1 protein-coding gene is annotated in these 1,593 nt (G+C 62.4%); it reads right to left on the reverse strand.

The genetic code is table 11. The annotated features are described in order from the left end of the window. Positions 1-1,287, reverse strand: a 1,287-nt coding sequence (locus WCA10_RS14015) for an 8-oxoguanine deaminase (RefSeq protein WP_472823152.1), incomplete at its 3' end; no start/stop codon positions are given. Between the last annotated feature and the right edge of the window lie 306 nt (positions 1,288-1,593).

Genomic DNA, 1,593 nt, shown 5'->3' on the forward strand with positions numbered 1-1,593 from the left:
AATTTGGCCATGCTCGACGATCCAGCGTCCGCCGACCATGACGCGGTCGGCGCGATGCGCGCCGCAAAGGACGAGCGCCGCGAGCGGATCGCCGCTGCCGGAAAAGCGCAGTTCGTCGAGTTTGAACAGCGCCAGATCGGCCATCTTGCCGACTGCAATCTCGCCGATGTCGGTGCGGCCGGCGCAGGCCGCAGAGCCTTTGGTGGCCCAGCGCAGCGCGTCCTTGTGGCTGACTTTATTCACGCCATAGCGACTCCGCTGAAGCAGGAACGCGGCGCGCACCTCCTGCATCAGATTAGAGGAATCGTTCGACGCCGAGCCATCGACGCCGAGACCGACGCGCGTGCCGGCTTCTTCCATGGCGCAGACCGGACAGGTGCCCGAGGCCAGCGTCTGATTGCTGCAGGCGCAATGCGCCACGGCCGTGCCGGCGCGCGCCAGCCGTTTGATCTCACCGTCGTTGAAATGAACCCCGTGCGCGAGCCAGGTGCGCTCGTTGAGCCAGCCGCATTCTTCCAGATAATCCAGCGGCCGGCATTTGTAGAGATCGAGGCAAAAGCTGTTCTCATCCTCGGTTTCGGAGAGATGGGTGTGCAGGCGCACATCGAGCCGCGTCGCCAGGCCCGCGGTCGCGCGCATCAGCGAGGTGGTGACCGAAAACGGCGAGCAGGGCGCGAGCGCAATCTGCACCATCGCGCCTTCGCCGGCCTGGTGATAGCGCGCCACCACGCGCTCGCTATCGGCGAGGATGGTGTCTTCGTCCTGTACCACAGAGTCCGGCGGCAGCCCGCCGTCGCGTTGCGACAAGTTCATCGAGCCGCGCGTCAACAAAACGCGCAGCCCCAGCCGCCGCGCCGCGGCGACTTCGAGGTCGATGCCGTCTTCGGTGCCGGCAGGAAAAACATAATGATGGTCGGTCGTCGTGGTGCAGCCGGAGAGCATCAGTTCGGCCATCGCCAGCGTCATGGCGAGGTCGAGAGCTTCCGGCGTCAGCCGCGCCCAGATCGGATAAAGTGCGTGCAGCCAGGGAAACAATTCGCGGTCCAGCGCCGCCGGCACGGCGCGGGTCAAAGTTTGATAAAAATGATGATGGGTGTTGACCAGGCCCGGCAGCACCACATGCTCGCCGGCGTCGAATGCTCTGACGTCGGCCGTGGTGGGGTTGTTTCCGGCGGGCACCAGCTCAGCGATACGGCCGCCTTGGACCACGATGCCACGCTCGGCGCCGTCGGCGAAGATCGCAAGCGGGTCTTTGATCCAGAGTGCCGGTTTTTCATGAAAAGTCATCCAGCGCGTTCTTTCCCGTTAAGGGCTTGCTGCAACAACTGGCGAGGGAAAAGTACCTCAACCGGCCCATCGAAGAGCCCGACCGTCAATGGCAAGACTTTTATACGTAATCTGCAAATTGCGTATAATAGGTCATCCAAGCATCTGCGAAATAATGAGAATTACCGAAGACGCGGATAACGAATTCGGTCTTTTACCTAATCGTAGCAGCGCTGATCGGCGGTGAACCGACGCCGCTGGCGCGGTGGATTTGGCGTGCGACATTGAGGATCAGCGGTTCTTCGAAACGCGGCGCCACAATTTGCA

Source organism: Occallatibacter sp. (assembly GCF_049582745.1).
Classification (GTDB): Bacteria; Acidobacteriota; Terriglobia; order Terriglobales; family Acidobacteriaceae; genus Telmatobacter.